Origin of the sequence: Kineosporia rhizophila (assembly GCF_021277265.1) — a bacterium.
Lineage (GTDB): Bacteria > Actinomycetota > Actinomycetes > Actinomycetales > Kineosporiaceae > Kineosporia > Kineosporia rhizophila.
On sequence record NZ_JAJSOH010000056.1, the window covers coordinates 1 to 24,164 of the forward strand.

Below are 24,164 nucleotides of genomic sequence, written 5' to 3' on the forward strand. Positions count from 1 at the left end.
CGGCCCCCGGCTCCCGGAGGGGGCGGTGGCGCGGGAGCGCCGGCGGCCCCCAAACCAGCCCCGTGGCGGGGGCCCCGACCGTCCGGGACGCCCGCCACGGGTGGAGGGGTGGTGGTGCTCAGGCGCTGGTGGTGCGACGACGCGTGGTGGTGCGCTTGGCGGCGGTCGGGGCCGGGGTGGCCTTGGTCGCCGTGCGGCTGGCCGTGGTCGCCGTCTTCTTGGCGGCCGTCTTGCGCGCGGTGGTGGTCTTCGCCGCGGTGGTCTTGGCGGCGGTGGTCTTCGCCGGGGTGGCAGCCGTCTTCGTGGCCGTGGTCTTGCGCGCGGCGGGAGCCTTGGTCGCGGTCTTCTTCGCGGCCGTGGTGGTCTTCGCCGGGGTGGCCTTGGTGGCGGTGGTGGTCTTCTTCGCCGCCGTGGTGCGGGTGGTGGCCGCCGTGGTCTTGGCCGGAGTGGCCTTGGTGGCGGTCTTCTTCGCGGCCGTGGTCTTGGCGGCGGTGGTCTTGGTGGCGGCAGCCTTGGTGGCGCGGCTCGGGGCAGCGGCCTTGGCGGCAGCGGCGACACCACGGGTGGTGGCGGCGCGGGTGGAACCGGCAACCGGCTTCGGCAGGGTGCGCGGCTCGGCCACGTAGGCCTTGAAGGACGTGCCGGCGCGGAAACGCGGGACGGACGTCTTCTTGATGCGGACCTTCTCGCCGGTGCGCGGGTTACGGCCGGTGCGCGCGTTGCGGACGGCCTTCTCGAAGGAACCGAAACCGCTGATGGTCACCTTCTCGCCGCGGACCACGGCGCGGGTGATCGTGTCGATCACGGCGTCCAGCGCGTCGGCCGCGGCCTGACGGCCACCCAGGCGCTCCTGGAGAATCTCGACGATATCTGCCTTGTTCACTTCATCCTCCGGTACATGGAAGCGAGACGGATGCCCGCTGTCGAAGATGAAGGTAAACGCAATCCGGCCTATAAATCCAATACAGAGTGAGGTTTTGTCGTTGTGTCTCAACGCAAAAGCGCCCTGTAAACGGCCCTCGGCGGCCCTTCCCGACCCCCTTCCGGGAGTCGGCAAGGACCGCCGAGTTTCTCGAGAATCATTACCGCACAATCAATTACGGCAATGAATGATGATTCCGGTTGCGGCCGAGGAGGTCCTCAGCGGGCCGGCAGGGTGCGCGGCAGGAAGTGTGGCCGATTCGACTCGAAAGCAGTCACGTCCTCGACGTGCCGGAGGGTCAGCCCGATGTCGTCCAGGCCCTCCAGAAGCCGCCAGCGGGTGTAGTCGTCGACCTCGAACGGCACCGTCAGGTCGCCGCAGACGGCGGTCCGGGCCTCCAGGTCGACCGTCACCTCAGTGCCCGGGCGGCTTTCCAGCGCCGCCCACAGCTTCTCGATCCCGGCCTGCTCGACGATCCCGGTGAGCAGGCCCGCCTTTCCGGAGTTCCCCCGGAAGATGTCGGCGAAGCGGGACGACAGGACGACCCGGAAGCCGTAGTCGTTGAGGGCCCAGACGGCGTGCTCACGGGAGGACCCGGTGCCGAAGTCGGGGCCCGCCACGAGCACCGAACCGGCCTTGTAGGCGTCCTGGTTCAGGACGAACTCCGGGTCCTGGCGCCAGGCGGAGAACAGACCGTCCTCGAACCCGCTGCGCGTCACCCGCTTGAGGTACACCGCCGGGATGATCTGGTCGGTGTCCACGTTCGAGCGGCGCAGCGGGACCCCGATACCGGTGTGGGTGCTGAACTTCTCCATGGTTTCGCTGTTCCTTAGCTGTGAGGTCTTGAGGGGTGGGCGTCAGCTGCCGAGGTTCACCGGGCGGCGGAAGCGCCCTCCTGGGAGGCGACCTCGAACCCGGGAGAGGTCAGGTCCGCCGGAGAAGACAACGTGCCCCGGACCGCGGTGGCGGCGGCCACCGCGGGCGAGACCAGGTGCGTACGGCCGCCCTTGCCCTGGCGGCCCTCGAAGTTACGGTTCGACGTCGAGGCGCTGCGCTCGCCCGGGGCCAGCTGGTCCGGGTTCATGCCCAGGCACATCGAGCAGCCCGCCTGCCGCCACTCGGCGCCGAACTCGGTGAACACCTTGTCCAGCCCCTCGGACTCGGCCTGCAGCCGGACCCGGGCCGAGCCGGGCACGACCAGAACCCGCACCGCCTCCGCCTTCTGCCGGCCCTGGAGCACGGCCGCGGCGGTCCGCAGGTCCTCGATCCGGCCGTTGGTGCACGAGCCGATGAACACCGTGTCGACGGCGATCTCACGCAGCGGGGTGCCCGCGGTCAGGTCCATGTAGGCCAGGGCCCGCTCGGCGGCGCCGCGCTCGTCCGGGTCGGCGATCTGGGCCGGGTCCGGCACGTTCGCCGAGAGCGGAGAGCCCTGACCGGGATTCGTGCCCCAGGTGACGAAGGGCTCCAGGTCGGGTGCGGACAGGTACACCTCGGTGTCGAAGGTGGCGTCGTCGTCGGTGTGCAAGGTGCGCCAGTACTCGACCGCCGCGTCCCAGTCCTCGCCCTCGGGGGCGTGCCGGCGGCCCTTCACGTACTCGAAGGTGGTCTCGTCGGGGGCGATCATGCCCGCCCGGGCGCCCGCTTCGATGGACATGTTGCAGATCGTCATCCGGGCCTCCATGGACAGCGCCCGGATAGCCGAACCGCGGTACTCCAGGACGTAGCCCTGGCCACCGCCGGTGCCGATCTTCGCGATCACCGCGAGAATGATGTCCTTGGCACTGGTTCCGGCGGGCAGATCGCCGTCCACGTTGATCGCCATGGTCCTGAACGGCTTCAGCGGCAGGGTCTGGGTGGCCAGGACGTGCTCCACCTCGCTGGTGCCGATACCGAAAGCCAGGGCCCCGAAGGCGCCGTGGGTCGAGGTGTGCGAATCGCCGCAGACCACGGTCATACCCGGCTGGGTCAGCCCGAGCTGGGGCCCGACCACGTGCACGATGCCCTGGTCGATGTCACCCAGCGGGTGCAGCCGGACACCGAACTCGGCGCAGTTGCGGCGCAGCGTCTCGATCTGGGTGCGGCTGACCGGGTCGGCGATCGGCCGGTCGATGTTCAGGGTCGGGGTGTTGTGGTCCTCGGTGGCGATGGTGAGGTCGAGGCGGCGGACCCCGCGCCCGGCCATCCGCAGGCCGTCGAACGCCTGCGGGCTGGTGACCTCGTGGAGCAGGTGGAGGTCGATGTAGAGCAGGTCGGGCTCGCCGTTCTCGCCCGCGCGCACGACGTGCGCCTGCCAAACCTTCTCCGCCAGCGTGCGGCCCACGTTGATCAGCCTCCATCCGGGTTCGGTGCCCGTTGCGATTGCGGCGGGCACCTGAACAGTGCCCGCCGGTGCGATCCCGGTTCTCCCGGGCCCGGTGCTGGCCGGACTTGCGTCTCGCTTCGTGAGACGACAGTATCGCTCCATGGACAAGAGTAGCGGAGTCGGCGTCCTGGACAAGGCAGCCGTGCTGCTCGACGCCCTCGAGGCGGGTCCCGCCACGCTGGCCCAGCTGGTCACCGCGACCGGTCTGGCCCGGCCCACCGCGCACCGCCTGGCGGTCGCGCTCGAGCACCACCGGCTGGTCAGCCGTGACCTGCAGGGCCGTTTCGTGCTCGGGCCCCGGCTGGGCGAACTGGCCGCCGCGGCCGGGGAGGACCGGCTGCTGGCCGCCGCCGGGCCGGTCCTGGCCGCCCTGCGCGACCACACCGGCGAGAGCGCCCAGCTGTTCCGCCGTCAGGGCGACCAGCGCATCTGCGTGGCCGCGGCGGAAAGGCCGGTCGGGCTGCGCGATTCGATCCCGGTCGGCTCGGCCCTGTCGATGCACGCCGGTTCCGCCGCCCAGACCCTGCTGGCCTGGGAGGAGCCGGACCGCCTGCACCGCGGGCTGAACGGCGCCAAGTTCACCGCCAGCACCCTTTCGGCGGTACGTCGCCGGGGCTGGGCGCAGAGCATCGCCGAACGCGAACCCGGCGTCGCCTCCGTGTCCGCGCCGGTCCGCGGCCCGTCCGGCCGGGTGGTGGCCGCCGTCTCGATCTCCGGCCCGATCGAACGTTTCACCCGTCAGCCGGGTCGTCAGCACGCCACCGCCGTGGTCGCGGCCGCCGGCCGGCTCACCGAGGTGCTGCGCCGAGGTCAGGTCCAGGCCTGATTCACCGCTGGGTCACGGTGAATTGAAGGACGTAGCGGGCCGGGTACCGCTGGCTGCGTGAACTGAGTTGGGGGCCAGGTTCGTGCGCCCGGCGGTCACCTTTGAGCGGCAGTCGGTCTCGCGGAAGACGGCGTTTGTGGACGTCGGTGGCCGGGTTTCCCTGGCCAGTCTCGCCCACCAGGTTTCCCTGCCCGACCTCGCCCACCGGGTTTCTCTGACCAGCCTCCGCAGCCGGTTCCCCTGCCTGGCCTCAGCCACCAGGTCTCCCTGACCAGCCTCCGCACCAGGTTTCCCCTCGCCGGCCTCAGCCACCAAGTTTCCCTGGCCGGTTGCCCTGGCTGGCGTTCACAGCCCGGTTCCCCTGGCCGGTTTCCACAGCCCGGTTTCCATGACAGGCGCCCACGGCTCGGTTTCTCTGGTTGGCGTCCATACCCGGGTTCCCTGGCCGGCGTCCCCAGTCCGGTTTCTCTGGCCGGCCTCCACAGCCGGGTTCCTCTGGCCGGTTCCCTGGCCGGCGCCCACAACCCGGTTTCCCTGGCCAGCCTCCACAGCCGCGTTCCTCTGGCCGGTTTCTCTGGCCGGCCTCCACAGCCAAGTTCCCCTGGCCAGCCTCCACAACCGCGTTCCCCTGGCCAGCCTCCATAGCCGCGTTCCCCTGGCCCAGTTCCCCTGGCCAGCCTCCGCAGCCCGATTCCCCTGGCCAGCCTCCATAGCCGCGTTCCCCTGGCCCAGTTCCCCTGGCCAGCCTCCGCAGCCCGATTCCCCTGGCCAGCCTCCGCAGCCGCGTTCCCCTGGCCCGGTTCCCTGGCCGGCGTCCCCAGCCCGATTCCCTGGCCGGCCTCCGCAACCGGGTTGCCCTGGCTGGCCTCCGCAGCCCGGTTTCCCTGACCGGTTTCCCTGGCCGCCTTCCCTTGCCGGCGTCCGCAGCCCGGTTTCCCTGGCCGGCCTCCGCACCCCGGTTCCTCTGGCCGGTTTCCCGACTGACCTCCGTACCCCGGTTCCTCTGGCCGGCTTCCGGGCTGGCCTCCGCAGCCCGGTTGCCCTAGCCGGTTCCCGGGCCGTCCTCCGCAGCCAGGTTCCCTTTGCCGGCTCGGGCAGCCGGTCTCAGCGGCCCGTCTCGGCAGCCGCGGAAAGGCTGGGGAGCAGGAATTTGTGCGTCGGTCGCCGTAGATGGTCTGTCTGACCTGCCTCTGGATCAGTCACCTATCTCAGACGGCCTGGACGCACAGGGCCGCGGCGAATGGCGTCTGCGGCAGGTCCGGGCCGTCATCGGGCGCTTTTTACTTTTCCGCCACCGATCCCGGGGGCCGGCCAAGCCCGGGTCGACGATGTGTACATCGGGTACACCGCGTACCAGGTGTACGCGATGTACACCTCGCGCAGGCCCATTTGCGGGCTGCTGAACGACCTGCCCCTGAGCCGGTCCTGAGCTGGGCCGGGTCGTTTCAGGCTCGGGACCGCCCGGTGACGGGGCTCTTGGTTCGAGGCCCGCGACCGCCTGCCCAGGCGGCTCTTCGTCCCGCAAACCTTCGAGCCCGTCTTCCCCACTGCGGAAGACGGGCTCGAAGGTGCGAGAAGGGTTCAGGAGGCTCCGGCCTCGCCGCTGAACTCGGCGGCCTCGTCCTGGGCCGAGGTCACCAGCGCGTCGATCTTGATGGCGCCGTTGCCGTCCTCGATCAGGCGGCGCAGCAGGACCAGCTCGATGCGGGCCAAGTCGGGCTCGTCGAGCTGCTCGAGCACCTGACCCACGGTCGCGTCGTCGCCGAGCACGGACCGCACCAGGGCCTCGGCCGCGGCCGGGTCGATCGCGACCGGGGTCTGCGCGTAGGGGGCAGCAGCGGCGGCGACGAAGGCGGACACGTCGGTCTGCGGGGTGAGCAGCTGGGCGACCGCACGGTAGAAGGCCGCGCCGACGATCTCACCGAAGGCGTTCCAGCCGGGCTCGTCCAGCGCCTTGATCCGCTCGGGGTAGGCGTTCAGATCGCCTGCCAGCAACTCCCGGACCATCTGGCCGATCTGCGCCGTCATGAACTTTCCCTCCATCGATTCCACTGGTGCTCCCGCATGGTGCTCCCACCCCCGAGCATCCAAAGGGGTTCTCGCAGGCCGGCGTGAGATTACCGGACATGACTACGGCCCTCGACCAGAAGTGGTCGAGGGCCGTATCTCGGTGTAGCCCCGACGGGATTCGAACCCGCGCTACCGCCTTGAGAGGGCGACGTGCTAGGCCACTACACAACGGGGCCTTGTTGCTTGCTGACCAGGTCAGCTATTCGATTCTAGCCGATCTCCCGGCTGTCTATCGAATCGGCTGGTTTGTCCGGCCGGTGAGCGAAATGCTCACCTTGAGACCACCTTACCGAGCTGGGGTACCAGGACTCGAACCTAGACTAACTGAACCAGAATCAGTCGTGCTGCCAATTACACCATACCCCATGGGGGTAACCGCCCGAGTGTTAGATCCTCTCCGAGGAGGCGGATCTACCGCTTGGGCGGCTGCCCACGGAGAACATTAGCGGTAGGTGACCGCGGGCCCAAATCCGCACGCCGCGTGGCCCCTGGCGCATGGAGTCGGAGGGTGGGGAAAGCAGGTGTGCAGGGGCCAGGAAGAGGCGAGCAGACCAGGGCCGGGGCGACAGACGGGACCGAGCCCGGCCGCTGGGGCGTCGCCATGAGCGGTTGGCAAGGTGCAGGAGTGCGCTGGTCGGACCGGGGTAGCCAGGAGGGGCGGGCGATCCGCACCGCCTCGCAATGGTTGGGCAGGCGGGGTCATGCAAGGGCAATCTGCCGCTCGGCCTTGGGCATCTGAGCCAAGCCACGCGTCACCGATAAGGGCCGGTCGGAACTGCGGTGGCGCTCGTCTCTCGCGGCCAGACGCGGACTGGCCCGGATCTGCACCCCTCGATGAAGGCACTCTGCGCTGGGCCACGGGGGGCAGATCGGCTGCGGTGGCTCATCCGGCCGGGCCGCAGGAGAGACACCCGGAAGGACCAGTGCGGAGAGGCGCGCGGGTGCGGGGAGATCGCCTGGGCGCCGGTGATCGGAGCTGGCGACCGCCGTTGCTGGCTGGCTCCGTCCCCGCGATTACGGCGGCGCTGAGGGCCGCAGGTCACACCGCCCACCGGGGCTGCGAGTGAGCAGGACCACGCTCGGAGAAAGCGGGTCAGCACTGAGCAGGGCGTGCAGGGCACGGGGCGGGCAGGAGGCAGAGCCTGCATGCACCAGTTTCTGCACCCACAAGTGCTCCAGCTAACACCTCCCGCCGGCCCGGCCCCCTCCCCCAAGTCACTCGAACAGGACGTAGGTCACACCCTGTCCCACGAATTTCCCTTACTTTGCGTCAGCCCCCTGCCCGGCCTCCCGCACGACCCGGCTTCCCAGCGCCTTCCGGAGACCACGGAATGTGGCCGACATCTCCAGGGGGCAATATGACTACGGGTAAGGTGTCGGACACAGGTTCGTCCGGACTTCCGCTCTTGGCGCATCGGCGGTTCAGCTACGCTCCGAATCACAGGGGCGTGATCACCGGGGGACGGGGATGTTCACAGTTCAAGCACTGTTTTCTGGGTCCGGCGGCATGCCGGCTGCGGGCTGATGGCAGGCGTCCGGGAGACCGGGCCGGCCGGCGAGGGTGAACCGAATCCCGCTCGGACCGGGCCCGCCGCCCCCGACCGCAGGGGGTGACGGATGGCGGTCCTCGGCATCCGGTTCACCGAGCTGTCCCCGCTCGCGCTCCTGTCGGGCCCGGGTCGCTCGGAGTCACGACGTGTCCCTCCGGCCCGGCCGCGGGCGACCTCGCTGCGTATCGTCGGGGTCAGCCTGACCCTGGTGGCGTTCGGCGCGCTGGTCTGGCTGTGCCCGGTCACCCAGGAGGTGGGCGGGCGCGGCGAGCTGCTGCGGCTGGACTGGTACAGCGTGGCCGCGCTGGCCGCGGCCTGCGAGATCGTGGTCCAGATGGTGCAGGTCAACGGGCACCGGCAGGTCCGCGCCATCTCGATGAACGAGATCGCCACCGTGCTCGGCCTGTTCTTCGCCTCCCCCGGCGGCTTCCTGGCCGGGCGCCTGGTCGGGGTGCTGGTCGCCCTGGTCCTCTGGCGCCGGCAGGGCCCGGTCAAGGTGTTCTTCAACGCCTCCATGGTGTTCGCCGAGTCGGTGCTCGCCCTGATGCTGTTCAACCTGATCCGCGGCGGCGACGTGGCGATCGACTACCGGGCCTGGATCGCCGCCCTGGTCGCCACCGTGTGCGGCGGGCTGCTCTCGGCCCTGGCCGTCACCGTGGTGATCGCCGTGGTCGACGGTGAGACCAAGCGCCGTGACTTCCTGGTCGAGGCCGGGCGTGGGGCCGCCACCTCGGCCCTGGTCACCTGCATCGCCCTGGTCGCCGTGCACGCGCTGGCGGCCAGCAGCCAGGCCGCGGTGCCCCTGCTGATCTCGATGGTGCTGCTGCTGGTGGTCTACCGCAGCTACTCCAGCCTGTCCGAGCGCCACCTCAGCCTGGAGCGGCTCTACCGGTTCAGCCACGCGGTGAGCAGCACGCCCGAGGTCAACGAGATCCTCACCGGGGTGCTCCAGCACGCCCGTGAGGTGCTGCGGGCCGACTACGCCGAGATCGTCTTCGTCTCCTCCGAGGCCGGGCACCAGCCCCTGCGGATCGACAGCCGGGGCTCCAACGACAAGCTGCGCCGGGCCCGGCTGGGCGAGCCCGCGGCCAACGACCCGAGCTGGGCCGGGGTGGTGAACAGCGGCGGCCCGCTGCTGATCCCCCGGGGCGACCGCAGCCACCGCGCCCTGCTGGCCGACCGCGACCTGCGCGACGCGGTGCTGGTCCCGCTGCGCGGTGAGGCGGGCATCGTGGGCACGATCCTGGTCGGCGACCGGATCAGCGACGTGCGCTCGTTCGACACCGACGACGTGCAGCTGCTGATGACGGTGGCCAACCACGCCAGCATGGCCCTGCAGAACGGCCAGCTGGTCGACCGGCTCCGGCACGACGCCCTGCACGACAAGCTCACCGGCCTGCCCAACCGCAATCTGCTGCAGCAGGAGATGGTGGTGGCGCTGGGCGACCTGCGCACCGACCGCTCCCCCGGCCTGACCGTGATGAACCTCGACCTGGTCAACTTCAAGCAGGTCAACGACACGTTCGGGCTCCCCCTGGGCGACCGGCTGCTGCAGGAGGTGGGCCAGCGACTGCACGCCGCGCTGAAGAACCGGGGGGTGCTGGCCCGCACCGGCGGCGACGAGTTCACGGTGCTGCTGCCCGGGGTGGACACGGTGGCCATGGCCCTGGAGATCGCCGGCCAGATGCGCTTCGGGCTGGAACGGCCGGTCAGCATCCAGGGGGTCGACGTGGAGGTGGGCGTCTCGATCGGGATCGCGGTGGCCCCGCTGCACGGCTCCGACGGGCACACCCTGCTGAAACGGGCCGAGGGGGCGATGTACTACGCCAAGAACTCCGGCTCGGGCCTGCACGTGTACGAGAAGGGCCTGGACGCGAACGAGACGCCGGAGCGGCTGGCGCTGACCGCCGAGCTGCGGCAGGGCATCTCGGCCGGGCAGCTCGAGGTGTATGTGCAGCCCCAGGCCGACCTGCGCACCGGCATGGTGCTCGGGGTGGAGGCGCTGGTGCGCTGGCGCCACCCCCGGCACGGGCTGCTGTTCCCCGACACGTTCATCCCTCTGGCCGAACGCAACGGCCTGATCCCCCAGCTCACCGACGCGGTGCTGGAGCAGGCGGTGGCGGCCTGCGGGCGCTGGCGGCGCTCGGGGCACCGGCTCACGATCAGCGTGAACCTCTCGGCCCGCAGCAATCTCAACGACAGCCTGATCACCCAGGTGCAGACCCTGCTGGCCCGGCACGCGGTGCCGGCCGACTCGCTGACCCTGGAGATCACCGAGAGCTCGGTGATCCGCGACCCGGCCCGCACCCGGGTGGTGCTGGACCGGCTGCACGAGCTCGGGGTGGGCCTGTCGATCGACGACTTCGGCACCGGCTACTCGTCCCTGTCGTACCTGCGCCAGCTCCCGGTGCAGGAGGTGAAGATCGACAAGAGCTTCGTGATGGGCATGCTGACCGAGCCGGGCGACCTGGCGATCGTGCGCTCGATCGTCGACCTGGGCACCAACCTCGACCTGGCGGTGGTGGCCGAAGGGGTGGAGGACGCGGCCACCTGGGCCGAGCTGGAACGCATGGGCTGCACCAACATGCAGGGCTTCTACCTGGCCCCGCCGATGCCCCTGGCCGGTTTCATCGCCTGGCTGGCGGCCCGGGAGGGACACCTGGCCGAGGCTCGCTGAGAGCCGAAGAACTTGAGGACGCCGGTGGGCACCGAAGCGGTGAACGTCCCCAGAGCCAGAGATCAGTGAGACCACACCACAGACCAAGGACGCGGGTGGGCACCCAAGGGGCCCACCCGCGTCTTCAGTCTGTGAACCAGTCGATCAGTCGCGCGAGACGACCGGGTTGCTCAGCACACCCATGCCCTCGATCTCCACCTCGACCCGGTCACCCGCGTTCAGCGGGCCCACGCCGGCCGGCGTACCGGTGAGGATCACGTCGCCGGGCAGCAGCGTGAACGCGGCCGAGACGTAGGCCACGATCTCGGGGATCTTGTGGATCAGCGAGGACGTGCGCCCGTCCTGCTTGGTCTCGCCGTTCACCCGGGTGGTGATCCGCACGTCGGTGGCGTCGGCGTCCAGCACCAGGTAGGGCCCGAGCGGGCAGAAGGTGTCGAACCCCTTGGCCCGGGCCCACTGCCGGTCGGACTTCTGCAGGTCGCGGGCGGTGACGTCGTTGGCCACGGTGTAGCCGAGCACGACCTCGTTCACCCGCTCAACCGGCACGTCCTTGCAGAGCTTGCCGATCACGATCGCCAGCTCGCCCTCGTAGTGCACGTTCGTGGACTGGCGGGGCAGCACGATCGGGTCGCCCGGGCCGATCACCGAGGTGTTCGGCTTGAGGAACAGCAGCGGCTCCTCGGGCGGGGCCTCCCCCGGCGTGGTGGCCATCTCGGCCACGTGGTCGGCGTAGTTCTTGCCGACCCCGATCACCTTGCTGCGGGGGATGACCGGCGCCAGCAGGCGGACCGCGTCGTCGAACCGGACCTTCTCACCGGTCATCTGGACGGTCTGGTACAGCGGGTCGCCGCTGATGACGTGCAGCGAACCGGAGCCCGGCTCGCCCTCCACGACCGCGTACCGGGGGTCGTCGCCGGTGGTGAATCTCGCGATGAGCATGGTCAGACCCTATTCCAGGCCGGGAGATACTGGACGGGTGAGTGAGGTGATGCAGGCGGGCGAATGGCAGCCCCGGGCCCGGGAACACGAACAGCGGGCCGACGGGCTCACCGCTGGTCACCGCGCGCGCAAGGCCACCCGCGAGCGCCACGCCATCGACGACTTCCTGTTCGAGTACTACAACACCCGCCCCTCGGTGATGCGCCGCTGGCATCCGGGGGTGGGCGTGCGCCTGGAGATCGCCGGAGAAACCCCGCACACCGGCTGGCGCTGGTACCGCACCGAGGCCGACGGCACCGTGGGTTTCGATGCGGCGCAGTTCATGGCCGACCGCGGCGACTCGGTCCGGTTCATCCACCGGCTGCTCACCGCCGTGGCCGCCCGCCCCGCCTTCACCGGCTGCTTCGGCCTGCACGAGTGGGCCATGGTCTACCGGCAGGACGAGCACCGGCATCCGCTCCCCCTGCGGCTGGGGCAGGCCGGCACCGACGCGGTGGTCGAGGCGCACCCGATCCGCTGCAGCCACTTCGACGCGTTCCGGTTCTTCACCCCGGCGGCGGTGGGGCGCAACCGGTTACAGCCCACCCGCGAGAGTCAGGTCGAGCTGGACCAACCGGGCTGTCTGCACGCGGGGATGGACAGTCACAAGTGGGCCATCAAGCTCGGCCCCGCGGTGCCCGGCGAGCTGGCGCTCGACTGCTTCGAGCTGGCCCGCGAGATCCGCCTGCTCGACATGCAGGCCTCCCCGTACGACTTCTCGTCGTACGGGGAGCCCGCCGTCGCGATCGAGACTCCCGAGGGTAAGGCCGAGTACGTGACCCGGCAGCGGCAGTTCGCCGAGCGCTCGCAGATGCTGCGGGGCCGGCTGATCGGGGTGCTGGAACGGTTGCTCGAGAACTGATTCCAACTGACGACGTAGGTGGGCACCTTGGGTGCCCACCTACTGGGGGCACCTCCCGGCCCTCTAGGGCTGGGGGACCGCAAGCTCTAAAGCCGTGGCTGGGCACCCATCGACTGCAACCCGTAGACGAAACTCTCCAGCAGGGCGTGCCAACTGGCCTCGACCATGTTCGGCCCGACCCCCACGGTCTGCCAGACCGCGCCCGAGCCGGTGGTCTCGACCAGCACGCGGGTGATCGCGTCGCTGGCTGATTCCCCGTCCAGGATGCGGACCTTGAAGTCGGTCAGCTTCATCCGGTCGAGCTCGGGGTAGACCGGCAGCAGGGCCTGACGCAGCGCGTGGTCCAGAGCACTGACCGGCCCATTGCCCTCGGCCGTGGCCACCGAGCGTTTCCCGCCGGCGGTCAGCTTCACCGTGGCCTCACACACCGCCTCGCCCGACCCGCCGCGGAACTCGGTGATGACCCGCCAGCTCTCGACCTCGCAGAACGCCGGGCGGGCGCCGTGCACCTCTTCCTGCAGCAGCAGCGAGAACGAGGCGTCGGCCGCCTCGAACGTGTACCCCCGGGCCTCCAGCTCCTTCACCCGGGCGGTCACCCGCCCGGCCAGCTCGCGATCGCTGGACAGGTCGAACCCGAGTTCCCGGCCCTTCAGCTCGATCGAGGCCCGGCCGGCCATGTCCGACACCAGCATCCGCATGTCGTTGCCCACCTGCGCCGGGTCGATGTGCTGGTACAGGTCGGGATCCACCTTGATCGCGCTGGCGTGCAGGCCGGCCTTGTGGGCGAAGGCCGAGGCGCCGACGTAGGGCTGGCGGTGGTACGGCAGCACGTTCGCGATCTCGTTGACCGCGTGGGCGATCCGTGTGACGTCGCGGATCCGCCCGTCCGGCAGCACGTTGCGGCCCAGCTTCAGTTCCAGGTCGGCGACCACCGTGATCAGATCGGCGTTGCCGGTGCGCTCCCCGTAGCCGTTCAGCGTGCCCTGCACCTGCATTGCTCCGGCGTCCACCGCAGCCAGTGAGTTGGCCACTGCGCAGCCGGTGTCGTTGTGGCAGTGGATCCCCAGCGGCGCACCGGTGGTCGTGGTGACGTGGTGCACCACGTCGGCCACCTGGTTGGGCAGCATCCCGCCGTTGGTGTCGCAAAGCACCACTGCCTCGGCGCCCGCCTCGGCCGCCGCCCGCACCACTTCCAGGGCGTAGGCGCGGTCGAAGTGGTAACCGTCGAAGAAGTGCTCGGCGTCGAGGAACACCCGGCGGCCCTGATCGCGTAGGTAGCGCACGGTCTCAGTGACCATCGCCAGGTTCTCCTCGGCGGTGGTGCGCAGAGCCCGCTCCACGTGCCGGATGTCGCTCTTGGCCACCAGCGTCACGGCCGGTGCCAAGGAGTCGACCAGGGCCTGCACCTGCGGGTCGGCGTGCACGGCGAGACCGGCCTTACGGGTGGCGCCGAACGCAGTGAGCACCGCCTGCTTCAGGTTCAGCTCGGTGGCCGCCCGCCGGAAGAACTCGGTGTCTTTGGGAATCGCGCCCGGCCAGCCACCCTCGATGAAGCCGACCCCCAGATCGTCCAGATGCCCAGCGATCGCCAGCTTGTCCTGCACCGAGAGGCTGAGCCCCTCCTGCTGGGCGCCGTCGCGCAGGGTGGTGTCGTACACCTGGAAGGTGCTGGGTAGGCCGGTGTTCTCCATCGTTGCTCGCTCGCCTTAGCTCGTGGGGTGCTGGATTCGCCTGCTGACCGGTGTCCGCGCATGAAAAAAGACCCCCCGCGTGGGTGCGGAAGGTCTGCGCGTCGACGGTGCCCTAGCCCTGGGCGGTGCCGACGCGCCTGCGAATAATCAGGCCGGTGTGATGCATGCTGCTGGCGATTCTGCCACACCGACGGGCAGCCGATCCGAAAAGCCAACCAAAAAACTGTGGACGCCGGTGGGCACCTTGGGGGCCCACCGACGTCCTCAAGTTCGAATCGGCCTGCTACCGCAGTGAGGTGATCACCGTGCTCTTCACCTTCTTGCCCAGCGGCACGATGTGGTAGCTCGCGGTCTGCGGGTTCTGCACGCCGAAGCGGGCGTTCACGGCCCACAGGGTGTGGTGCACGTACATCGCGGTCGAGGGCACGTCGAGCTGCGGCGAGGTCAGCGTCTTGCGCCAGGTGGCGCGCCATCCCTGCTTACGGCTGTGGTGCAGCTTGAGCTGCTCGACGGCGTTCTGGCTGTTGCCCCGGACCACGAAAAGGGTGTGCCCCTTTCGCACCAGACCGTCCCCGCCGGTGATCCCCGGCCCCCGCCGGACGGTCAGCTGCTGGGCCACGCCGGTGTCGTAGTTGACCCGCCAGAGGCCCCCGGCGGTGCTGTTGTTCAGCAACAGCGAACCGTCCCAGAGGGTCTCGATGCCGTTGGCGCCGTTGCGGTCGGCCGGAGTGGTCGGCCACTGTCCCTTCAGGGGGATGTAGTTGATCTGGCCGGTGCGGGCGCCGGTGGCGTCGCGCAGGGCGATCCGGGTGAGCCGGTCCACCCGGGAGTCGGTGACCCAGACCGCGTTCGGCTCGACCGTGAGGTCGTTCAGGAACACCGCCCCGGGGATCTCGATGCGGTGCTTGATCGCCCCGCTGGCGGTGTCGACCGCCAGCACGATGCCGGTGGTGCCGTCCTGGGCGGCGGCCCACAACAGGCCGGAACGCGGGTCCCACTCCAGCCCGCGCACCGAGCGACCGGGAACTCCGGCGGTGAGCTGACGGCTCTCACCGGTCTTCAGGCTCCCGGTCCAGATCCGGCCGTCCGCCAGGGAGCCCGCGTAGAAGGTACGTTCCGGTCCGGAAGCCACACCCTCGGGCCGGAACCCGTCGGGGAGGCTGATCGGACCGACGTTCTTGTGACCCGAGGCCGCGATGGGCGTCGAGCCCGCCGGGGAGACCGCCTGGGTCGCGGCGGAGGACTCCCCGACGAGTGCGGGGGAAGCGAGCAGGGCCAGTCCGATCACCGCCGCGCCGGCGGTGGAGCGGACGCGCCCGAGATACGTGAACCTTCTCGTTGTCATACCGCAAAGCCTCAGCGATTCGGCCATAGCGGCGACTCAGGGACACACCGCACGTTCGGCCTACCGACAGGTCACCCACAGCTGGGGCGTTCCCGGGGAATAGCTGAGACTGTGGAAACCCCTGTCCCAGTAGTCACTTGCGAAACTGAAGACGCCCGTGGCCACCACCGGGGGCCACGGGCGCCGTTCGTCGAAAAGGTGGTTCAGACCAGGCGGTGCATCCAGCCGTGGGTGTCTTCGGCGCGGCCGTACTGCACGTCGAGCAGCTTCTGGCGGATCTTCATGCTGACCTCGCCGGTGGGGATCTCCAGCTCGCCGCCCTCCCAGCTGAGCCGGCCCAGCGGGGTGATCACGGCTGCGGTGCCGCAGGCGAAGACCTCGCTGATCTCGCCCGAGGCCACCCCCTCGCGCCACTCGTCGATGCTGATCGGGCGCTCGGAGACCTTCAGGCCCAGCTCGGTGGCCAGGGTGAGGATCGAGGCGCGGGTGATGCCCTCGAGGATGGTGCCGGAGACCGGCGGGGTGATCAGCGTGCCGTCCTTCCCGACGAAGTAGATGTTCATCCCGCCGAGCTCCTCCACCCACTTGTGCTCGGAGGCGTCGAGGAAGCAGACCTGCTCGCAGCCGTGGGCCTGGGCCTCCAGCTGGGCGGCCAGGCTGGCCGCGTAGTTGCCGCCGCACTTGGCCGCGCCGGTGCCGCCGGCCGCGGCCCGGGTGTAGGTGGAGGACAGCCAGATCGAGACCGGCTTGATGCCGCCGGAGAAGTACGGGCCGACCGGCGAGGCGATCAGCAGGTAGCGCACCTCCTTGGCCGGGCGGACGCCGAGGAAGACCTCGGAGGCGTACATGAACGGCCGCAGGTACAGGCTGCTCTCACCGCTGGCGTGGCTGGGCACCCACTCCTGGTCGGTGCTGACCAGGAGCTCGAGGGACTTCAGGAAGTCGGGGGTGGACAGCTCGGGCAGGGCCAGACGGCGGGCCGACCGGGCCAGCCGCTCGGCGTTGGCCTCGGGGCGGAACGTCCAGACCGAGCCGTCGGCGTGCCGGTAGGCCTTGAGCCCCTCGAAGATCTCCTGGGCGTAGTGCAGGACGGCCGACGCCGGATCCATCTGGATCGGGCCGTAGGGCACCACCCCGGCGTCGTGCCAGCCCTCGGCCTCGTTCCAGTCGATCGAGACCATGTGGTCGGTGAAGAACTTGCCGAAGCCGGGCTGGGCGTGGATCTCGGCGCGGCGCTCGGGGGTGACCGGGGTGGGGTTCAGCGTGGTGCTGAACTCCAGCGGCGTGTGCGGCGCGGCCGGCGCGTCCTGCGGGTCGACGACGTCGGTGGTGTCGAGCGTCTCGGTGGTGCCGACAATCTTGGCGTTCATCGCGGTACTCCCTCGCAAACCCGGCCCGGACGTGGCGGAACCGGTAAGAAATCTACGGACGACGGTAGCAGCGCAGATCGCGCGCGAACGGGTGCCGGTAGGCCGCTCTCGGCCAAGGGCACCCCGGCCGGTCTGCGCCGGTCTGTTACGGGGTGGACGGTGGGGATGCGCCGGTTCGTGGGGCCAGGTGCGGCTGGACCGTCGCATGGTGTGGGCGGCCGTGGGCCCTGCCGTCCAGTTGTGGGCGGCCGTCGGTTGTGGGCGGCCGTCGGTTGTGGGCACTTGCCGGATGGGGGCGGTCGACGGGCCTGGCCGCCGGTCGGGGGCGCTGCCGACGCTTGTGGCGGTCGCCGGGACCGGCTGCCGACGGGTGGCAAAACGCGCGGCGGCCGGTCGGGGTTCACCCGACCGGCCGCCGTCTGCGTGTGTGCTGGCGGACTCCGCGGTCAGGCGAGCCGCGAGGCGATCGCCTCGCCGATCTCGGCCGTGGTCCGTACTCGGTTCTCGCGCGCGGTCAGGTCCTCGGCGACGGCCTGCTCGACCTTCTGGGCGGCCTTGTCCAGCCCGAGGTGCTCGAGCAGCATGCCGACCGACAGGATGGTGGCGGTCGGGTCGGCCTTCTGCTGACCGGCGATGTCCGGCGCGGAGCCGTGGACCGGCTCGAACATGCTCGGCGCGGTGCGGTCGGGGTTGACGTTGCCGGAGGCGGCCAGGCCGATGCCCCCGGCGATCGCGCCGGCGATGTCGGTGATGATGTCGCCGAACAGGTTGTCGGTGACGATCACGTCGAAGCGGCCCGGGTTCTGCACCATGAAGATGGTGGCCGCGTCGACGTGCAGGTAGTCGGTGGTGACGTCGGGGAACTCGGCGTTGACCCGCTCGACCGTGCGCCGCCACAGGTGCCCGGCGTGGACCAGGACGTTGTGCTTGTGCACCAGGGTGAGGTGCTTGCGCGGGCGGGCCGCGGCGCGCCGGAAGGCGTCGCGCACCACCCGCTCGATGCCGAAGGCCGTGTTGATGCTGACCTCGGTGGCGATCTCGTGCGGGGTACCCGTGCGCACCGCGCCGCCGTTGCCGACGTACGGGCCCTCGGTGCCCTCACGGACCACGACGAAGTCGAGCCCGTTCTCGAGGACGGCCGGGGCCAGGGGCGAGGTGACGCCCGGGTACAACCGCGCCGGCCGCAGGTTCACGTAGTGGTCCAGCTCGAACCGCAGGCGCAGCAGGAGGCCCCGCTCCAGAACACCGCTGGGCACGGCGGGGTCGCCGATCGCGCCGAGCAGGATGACGTCGTGCTGCCGGATCTCGGCCAGCACGGAGTCGGGCAGCGTCTCGCCGCTGGCGTGCCAGCGGCGGGCACCGAGGTCGTACTCGGTGGTCTCGAAGGACACCTCGGAACCGACCGCCGCGTTCAGGACCTTCAGGCCCTCCGCGACGACCTCGGGACCGATGCCGTCGCCGGGGATGACGGCCAGACGGACGGACGAGGGGACGGTCGGGGTGCTCATGTCGCCGATGTTATCGGGTCGGGTCCGGATCCTGGTACTCGAATCTCAGCATATGAACAAGGACTCCTATTGGCGGACAACCCGCCCAGCCCGGCCCTGTCCCCGGCGGCAGGCAACTCACCCAGCCCAGTCCTTCTCCCGGAGGCGGGCAACTCGCCCAGTCCGGCCCTTCTCCCGGCGGTGGGCAACTCGCCCAGTCCGGCCCTGTCCCCGGCGGCAGGCAACCCGCCCAGGCCGGCCCTGTCCCCGGCGGCAGGCAACCCGCCCAGGCCGGCCCTGTCCCCGGCGGCGGACAACCCGCCCAGCCCCAGCCCTTCTCCCGGCGGCGGGCAACTCGCCCAGTCCCAGCCCTTCTCCCGGCGACGGACAACCCGCCCAGTCCGGCCCTACTCCCGGCGACGGACAACCCGCCCAGTCCGGCCCTTCTCCTAACGGCGGACAACTCACCCAGACCGGGCCCTATCTCTCGACCCCAGCACGTCTGCCGTCCATCCGCCTTCCTTCCCTCAAATTGGCACCGCCTGTTATCGCCCGGCAGGGGGCAGCGTGCGAATTTGTTGTTGCTATGGCGCCGCGCATTCCTACGTTGGGGGTTCTCCCCACTGCTGGCGCGTTTCACCTGGCCGGTGATCGCGGGCTGAATAGGGTGACGCCCATGGGATTCCGGATGGAAGCCGTCGGCGTGGTGGTGGCCGACCTGCAGAAGTCGATGGCGTTCTACCAGCGCCTCGGGTGCACCTTCGAGCCCGGCGGCCACCCGGGGGTGCGCACCGCCGACCTCGGCGGCCTGCGGCTCCTGCTCTACACCGAGGACCTGCTGCGCGAGCTGAGCTGGGACATCGACCAGGACGCACCGCGCACCGGGGTCACCCTGGGGGTGCGCTGCGACACCGCCGCCGAGCTGGACGAGCTGTACGGCTGGCTGGACGAGGACGGGTTCGGTTTCCGCGAGCCGCTCGACGCCCCCTGGAACCGGCGGCACGCCACCGTGCAGGACCCGGACGGGACGCACATCGACCTCTACGCCCCGCTGGGCTGAACAGACTCTGGGCTGAACGGGGCTCTGGGCTGAACGGGCGAAGCCCCCGAGGACGGATGTCCTCGGGGGCTTCGGCCTTGGTCGCGAACCGACCAGGCGACCGGCTCAGCGACCGGGTCAGCGGCCGGCGGAGCCCTCGACGTAGTCCGAGTCGGTGGACTTGACCCAGCTCATCAGCTTGCGCAGCTCGCGGCCGGTGGCCTCGATCGGGTGCGCCTCGCCCTTGGCGCGCAGGGCCTTGAACTCCGGCGCACCGGCGTCCTGGTCGTTGATGAAGCGCTCGGCGAACGCCCCGGACTTGATGTCGGCGAGCACGGCCTGCATGTTCTCCTTGACCCGCTCGTCGATCACCCGCGGGCCGGAGACGTAGTCGCCGTACTCGGCGGTGTCGGAGACGCTCCAGCGCTGCTTGGCGATGCCGCCCTCGTACATCAGGTCGACGATCAGCTTCAGCTCGTGCAGGCACTCGAAGTAGGCGACCTCGGGCTGGTAGCCGGCCTCGGTCAGGGTCTCGAAGCCGTACTGGACCAGCTGCGACATGCCGCCGCAGAGCACCGCCTGCTCACCGAACAGGTCGGTCTCGGTCTCCTCGGTGAAGGTGGTCTGGATGCCACCCGCGCGCAGGCCGCCGATCGCCTTGGCGTACGACAGGGCCAGGTCCCAGGCCTTGCCGGTGGCGTCGGTCTCGACCGCCACGATCACCGGGACGCCCCGGCCGTCGACGTACTCGCGGCGCACCAGGTGGCCCGGGCCCTTCGGGGCGACCATGCAGACGTCCACGCCGGCCGGGGGCTTGATGTAGCCGAAGCGGATGTTGAAGCCGTGGCCGAAGAACAGCGCGTCGCCCTCGGCCAGGTGCGGCTCGATGGACTCGGTGTACACGTGACGCTGGACGTGGTCGGGGGTGAGCAGCATGACCACGTTGGCCTCCTGCACCGCCTCGGCGACGCTGACCACGCGCACGCCCTCGGCCTCCGCCTTGGCCCGGCTCTTGCTGCCCTCGGCCAGGCCGACGCGGACGTCGACGCCGGAGTCGCGCAGGCTCAGCGCGTGGGCGTGGCCCTGGCTGCCGTAGCCGATCACGGCGACCGAGCGGCCGGCGATCAGCGAGAGGTCGGCGTCGGCGTCGTAGTACATCTTTGCTGCCACGGTGCGGGTTCTCCTTGGAATTCGGTGTGGGGGTACGAGGCTACTCAGGCCGAGCGCAGGGCCCGGTCGGTGATCGAGCGGTTGCCGCGGCCGATGCCGATCAGGCCGGACTGGGCGAGTTCGCGGATGCCGAACGGCTCGAGCACCTTCAGCAGCGCCGCGAGTTTGTCCGGGCTGCCGGTGGCCTCGACGGTGACCGCGTCCGGGGCCACGTCCACGACGTGCCCGCGGAACAGCTCGACGGTCTCCAGCACGTGACTGCGGGTGGTGGCGTCGGCGCGGACCTTGACCAGCAGCATCTCGCGCTGCACGGAGGCGCCGGGCTCGAGCTCGACGATCTTGATCACGTTGATCAGCTTGTTGAGCTGCTTGGTGACCTGCTCCAGCGGGAGCTCGTCGACGTCCACCACCACCGTCATCCGGGACACGCCCGCGTGCTCGGTGGGGCCGACGGCCAGCGAGTGGATGTTGAAGCCGCGGCGGGCGAACAGGCCGGCGACCCGGGTCAGGACGCCCGGCCGGTCCTCGACCAGCACGGACAGGGTGTGCTTGTGCGTCACGGTCTCAGTCCTCAGTTCTCGCGCTCTTCGAAGTCCGGGGCGGTGTCACGGGCGATCTGGATGGCGTCGTTGCTGACCCCGGCCGGGACCATCGGCCAGACCATGGCGTCGCGGTGCACCACGAAGTCGATCACGACCGGGACGTCGTTGATCTCCATCGCCTTCTTGATCGTGGCGTCCACGTCCTCCGGGCTCTCGCAGCGCAGGCCCACGCAGCCGTAGGCCTCGGCCAGCTTGACGAAGTCGGGGATCCGGCTGCCGACCGAGGTGTGCAGGTCGGTGTTGGAGAACCGGCCGTTGTAGAACAGGTTCTGCCACTGCCGGACCATGCCCAGGCTGGAGTTGTTGATCACCGCCACCTTGATCGGGATCTGGTTGATCACGCAGGTGGCCAGCTCCTGGTTGGTCATCTGGAAGCAGCCGTCGCCGTCGATCGCCCAGACCACGGTGTCCGGGGCGCCGGCCTTGGCGCCCATCGCGGCCGGCACGGCGAAGCCCATCGTGCCCAGGCCGCCGGAGTTGATCCAGGTGTGCGGGTTCTCGTACTGGATGAACTGGGCGGCCCACATCTGGTGCTGGCCGACCCCGGCCACGTAGATCGACTCCGGGCCGGAGATCGCGCCGATCCGGGAGATCACGTCCTGCGGGGAGACCTCGCCCTCGGGGGCCGGGGTGTGGCCCAGCGGGTAGGTCTCGCGCCAGCCGTCGAGCTGGGTCCACCAGGTGCTCAGGTCGGCCCGGTGACCGGCCTTGTGCTCGGCCTCGACGGCCAGCACCAGCTCGGCCAGGACCTCCTTGGCGTCGCCCACGATCGGCACGTCGGCGATCCGGTTCTTGCCGATCTCGGCCGGGTCGATGTCGGCGTGCACGACCTTGGCGTGCGGGGCGAAGGAGTCGAGGTTGCCGGTGACCCGGTCGTCGAAACGCGCGGCCAGGCTGACGATCAGGTCGGCCTTCTGCAGCGCGGTGACCGCCGCGACGGTGCCGTGCATGCCCGGCATCCCCAGGTTCTGGGGGTGCGAGTCGGGCAGGGCGCCCAGGGCCATCAGGGTGGTGACCACCGGGGCCCCGGTCTCCTCGGCCAGCCGCAGCAGTTCCGGGCTGGCGTGCGCCTTGAGCACGCCGCCGCCCACGTACAGCACCGGGCGCTCGGAGGTGGTGAGCAGCCGGGCGGCCTCGCGGATCTGCTTGTTGTGGGGCCGGGTGACGGCCCGGTAGCCGGGCAGGTCGAGCTTCGGCGGCCAGGAGAAGGTGGTCTGGGCCTGCAGCGCGTCCTTGCTCACGTCGACCAGTACCGGGCCGGGCCGGCCGGTGGAGGCGATGTGGAACGCCTCGGCCACCGCGCGCGGGATCTCCGCCGCGTCGGTGACCAGCATGTTGTGCTTGGTGATCGGCATGGTGATGCCGACGATGTCCGCCTCCTGGAACCCGTCGGTCCCGATCAGCTTGCTGTTGACCTGGCCGGTGATGGCCACGATCGGCACCGAGTCCATGTAGGCGTCGGCGATCGCGGTGACCAGGTTGGTGGCGCCCGGGCCGGAGGTGGCCATGCAGACCCCGACCCGGCCGGTGGCCTGGGCGTAGCCCTCGGCCGCGTGCCCGGCGCCCTGCTCGTGGCGGACCAGGATGTGCCGGATCTTCTCGGAGTCCATCAGCGGGTCGTAGAGCGGGAGGATGGCCCCGCCCGGGATCCCGAAAACCGTTTCTACACCGACCGACTCGAGCGCCCGGACGAGGCTCTGGGCCCCGGTCATCGGCTCGTTGACGACCTGCGGGGCCGCCGGGGTGACGGCGGTGCGGTTGCCGTTGGACTCGGTGTGGGACTGGCCGGGCATCAGGGGGTTCCTTCGCTCGTCGGATCAGTGCTGTGCATGCGGCGTCTCGGCTGGAGACAGGCTCGTCCGTGCCGGCCGGTGAACAGCGTGCGACCTTCGGCAGGGACGAAAAGACCCCTCGGCCCGATGGGCACAAGGGGTCGCGCGCTCGCGGGTCTTCATGACCTCAGCGGGCGCGCCGTCCAAGTACGAGAGTCTTACGCACGCTCACACGTTGCCTCCGGATGACGGGGATGTCAATCGCGACGCCGGATGTCTCACGAGCTGAGACGTGACGACCGCTCCTCGGGCACCACGAGAACCGGGGTGTCCCCGGCCGTCCCCGGATGATCGTTTGTGCCTGCTTCGCCCGGATTTTCGGGGGTGGCCGACTCGTCCAGGTCGATCGGGCCGCGCTGCAGGAGTTGCCGTACCCCGGCCGCGGGCAGCGCCCGGGACAGGCCGTACCCCTGCCCGGCCTGCACCCCCAGGTCGCGCAGGGCGCGGGCGGTGGCCTTGTCCTCCATGCCCTCGGCGACCACCGTGAGGTCGAGCCCGCGGGCCATCGCCACCACCGCCTCCAGCAGCCGGGCCGCCCGTGGGTCGGTGCCCAGGCCGGCCAGCAGCGAGCGGTCGATCTTGACCGAGTTGACCGGGATCCGGCGCAGGTACGACAGCGAGGAGTAGCCGGTGCCGAAGTCGTCGATGGCCAGCCGGATCCCGGCGTCCCGCAGGGCCTGCAGGGCGGCCGGGGCCGGGCCGGAGTGGCCCACCAGCTGACTCTCGGTCAGCTCGAGCACCAGCCGTGAGGGCGGCAGGCCGGTGGCCTCGAGCATGCCGGTGACCAGGTCGACGAAGGCGGGCGAGACCAGCTGGGCGACCGACATGTTGACGCTCACCGACACCTCCAGGCCGCGCCGGGCCCAGCCCGCCGCCTGGGTCACGGCCTGGCGCAGCACCCACTCCCCCAGCTCGGTGATCGCGCCGGTGTCCTCGGCCACCTCGACCAGCTCGGCCGGGCTGACCACGTCGTCCAGGCCGTCCGGCAGCGCCCCCTGGTCCGGGTCGTGCTCGGGCAGCCGCAGCAGCGCCTCGACCCCCTGCACGTGCCCGTCGGACAGCCGCACGATGGGCTGGTAGGCCACCGAGAGCCGGCCCCGCTCGAGGGCGTCGCGCAGGCCGATCGCCAGGTCCACCCGGCGCCGCACCCGCTGCTCCAGCTCGGGCCGCCAGCGCTCGTGGCGGGCGCGGCCGTCGGACTTGGCGCCGTACATGGCCAGGTCGGCCCGGTGCACCAGAGTGGCAGCGGCCTGGTCGTCGGGCCCGACCGGATCGTCGCTGTGGGCCACGCCCACGCTGAGCCCCAGCTGCACGGTGCGCCCACCGACCCGGAACGGCGGGGGGGCGGCCCCCGCCACGGGCTGCGCGGGGGCGGCCC

The 24,164-nt window shown here is 70.5% G+C and carries 17 protein-coding genes and 2 tRNA genes; 4 read left to right on the top strand and 15 right to left on the bottom strand.

Going from position 1 to position 24,164, the window contains the following annotated elements; genetic code table 11:
- Positions 1-118 precede the first annotated feature (118 nt).
- From LWF15_RS35260 to leuC, 3 genes are all read right to left on the bottom strand, one after another.
- Complete coding sequence (locus tag LWF15_RS35260; protein ID WP_232815354.1) at positions 119-883, bottom strand: HU family DNA-binding protein; 765 nt, start codon at positions 881-883, stop codon at positions 119-121.
- Positions 884-1,140: 257 nt separating this feature from the next.
- Positions 1,141-1,737, bottom strand: a complete 597-nt coding sequence (leuD, locus tag LWF15_RS35265; protein WP_232815355.1) for a 3-isopropylmalate dehydratase small subunit — start codon at positions 1,735-1,737, stop codon at positions 1,141-1,143.
- A 56-nt stretch (positions 1,738-1,793) separates the two neighbouring features.
- On the bottom strand, positions 1,794-3,245 hold the full coding sequence (leuC, locus tag LWF15_RS35270) for a 3-isopropylmalate dehydratase large subunit (protein ID WP_232815356.1): 1,452 nt from the start codon (positions 3,243-3,245) through the stop codon (positions 1,794-1,796).
- A 142-nt stretch (positions 3,246-3,387) separates the two neighbouring features.
- Between leuC and LWF15_RS35275 the strand changes: the two genes are divergently transcribed.
- Positions 3,388-4,113, top strand: a complete 726-nt coding sequence (locus tag LWF15_RS35275) for an IclR family transcriptional regulator (protein ID WP_232815357.1) — start codon at positions 3,388-3,390, stop codon at positions 4,111-4,113.
- Positions 4,114-5,694: 1,581 nt separating this feature from the next.
- Here the strand turns inward: LWF15_RS35275 and LWF15_RS35280 are convergent.
- The 3 genes from LWF15_RS35280 to LWF15_RS35290 form a co-directional block, all read right to left on the bottom strand.
- Complete coding sequence (locus LWF15_RS35280; RefSeq protein ID WP_232815358.1) at positions 5,695-6,141, bottom strand: hypothetical protein; 447 nt, start codon at positions 6,139-6,141, stop codon at positions 5,695-5,697.
- Positions 6,142-6,286: 145 nt separating this feature from the next.
- Positions 6,287-6,359 (bottom strand) — tRNA-Glu (locus LWF15_RS35285).
- 118 nt (positions 6,360-6,477) lie between these two features.
- Positions 6,478-6,549: transfer RNA gene (locus LWF15_RS35290), tRNA-Gln, on the bottom strand.
- Between the two features lie 1,251 nt (positions 6,550-7,800).
- Here LWF15_RS35290 and LWF15_RS35295 point away from each other — a divergent pair.
- Positions 7,801-10,410: a putative bifunctional diguanylate cyclase/phosphodiesterase gene (locus LWF15_RS35295; RefSeq protein ID WP_232815359.1), complete on the top strand. Its 2,610-nt coding sequence runs from the start codon at positions 7,801-7,803 to the stop codon at positions 10,408-10,410.
- 144 nt (positions 10,411-10,554) lie between these two features.
- On the opposite strand, the gene LWF15_RS35300 is transcribed toward LWF15_RS35295, so the two are convergent.
- Positions 10,555-11,349: a fumarylacetoacetate hydrolase family protein gene (locus LWF15_RS35300; protein WP_232815360.1), complete on the bottom strand. Its 795-nt coding sequence runs from the start codon at positions 11,347-11,349 to the stop codon at positions 10,555-10,557.
- A gap of 49 nt (positions 11,350-11,398) precedes the next feature.
- Here LWF15_RS35300 and LWF15_RS35305 point away from each other — a divergent pair, with 49 nt between their 5' ends.
- Entirely contained in the window at positions 11,399-12,250 is an 852-nt protein-coding gene (locus LWF15_RS35305) for a 3-methyladenine DNA glycosylase (RefSeq protein WP_269811380.1), read from the top strand.
- Between the two features lie 86 nt (positions 12,251-12,336).
- On the opposite strand, the gene cimA is transcribed toward LWF15_RS35305, so the two are convergent.
- The 4 genes from cimA to LWF15_RS35325 all read right to left on the bottom strand — a co-directional run bounded on the left by cimA (position 12,337) and on the right by LWF15_RS35325 (position 18,164).
- A complete protein-coding gene (cimA, locus tag LWF15_RS35310; RefSeq protein WP_232815362.1) occupies positions 12,337-13,941 on the bottom strand; it encodes a citramalate synthase in 1,605 nt (534 codons plus the stop codon).
- Between the two features lie 283 nt (positions 13,942-14,224).
- Complete coding sequence (locus LWF15_RS35315) at positions 14,225-15,286, bottom strand: NHL repeat-containing protein (protein WP_232815363.1); 1,062 nt, start codon at positions 15,284-15,286, stop codon at positions 14,225-14,227.
- A gap of 203 nt (positions 15,287-15,489) precedes the next feature.
- Positions 15,490-16,656 carry a branched-chain amino acid aminotransferase gene (locus tag LWF15_RS35320; RefSeq protein ID WP_232815364.1) on the bottom strand — a complete coding sequence of 389 codons (1,167 nt, stop codon included), beginning with the start codon at positions 16,654-16,656 and terminating at the stop codon, positions 15,490-15,492.
- 446 nt (positions 16,657-17,102) lie between these two features.
- On the bottom strand, positions 17,103-18,164 hold the full coding sequence (locus LWF15_RS35325; RefSeq protein WP_232815365.1) for a 3-isopropylmalate dehydrogenase: 1,062 nt from the start codon (positions 18,162-18,164) through the stop codon (positions 17,103-17,105).
- 655 nt (positions 18,165-18,819) lie between these two features.
- Here LWF15_RS35325 and LWF15_RS35330 point away from each other — a divergent pair.
- Positions 18,820-19,203, top strand: a complete 384-nt coding sequence (locus LWF15_RS35330) for a VOC family protein (protein ID WP_232815366.1) — start codon at positions 18,820-18,822, stop codon at positions 19,201-19,203.
- A gap of 117 nt (positions 19,204-19,320) precedes the next feature.
- Here the strand turns inward: LWF15_RS35330 and ilvC are convergent, their stop codons facing one another.
- The 4 genes from ilvC to LWF15_RS35350 form a co-directional block, all read right to left on the bottom strand.
- Entirely contained in the window at positions 19,321-20,373 is a 1,053-nt protein-coding gene (ilvC, locus tag LWF15_RS35335) for a ketol-acid reductoisomerase (protein ID WP_332879964.1), read from the bottom strand.
- A 23-nt stretch (positions 20,374-20,396) separates the two neighbouring features.
- A complete protein-coding gene (gene ilvN, locus LWF15_RS35340) occupies positions 20,397-20,912 on the bottom strand; it encodes an acetolactate synthase small subunit (protein WP_232815368.1) in 516 nt (171 codons plus the stop codon).
- Positions 20,913-20,923: 11 nt separating this feature from the next.
- Positions 20,924-22,666 (bottom strand): acetolactate synthase large subunit, encoded by a 1,743-nt coding sequence (locus LWF15_RS35345; protein ID WP_408624680.1) that lies wholly within the window; start codon positions 22,664-22,666, stop codon positions 20,924-20,926.
- A 338-nt stretch (positions 22,667-23,004) separates the two neighbouring features.
- Positions 23,005-24,164, bottom strand: a 1,160-nt coding sequence (locus tag LWF15_RS35350) for a putative bifunctional diguanylate cyclase/phosphodiesterase (protein ID WP_232815370.1), incomplete at its 5' end; no start/stop codon positions are given.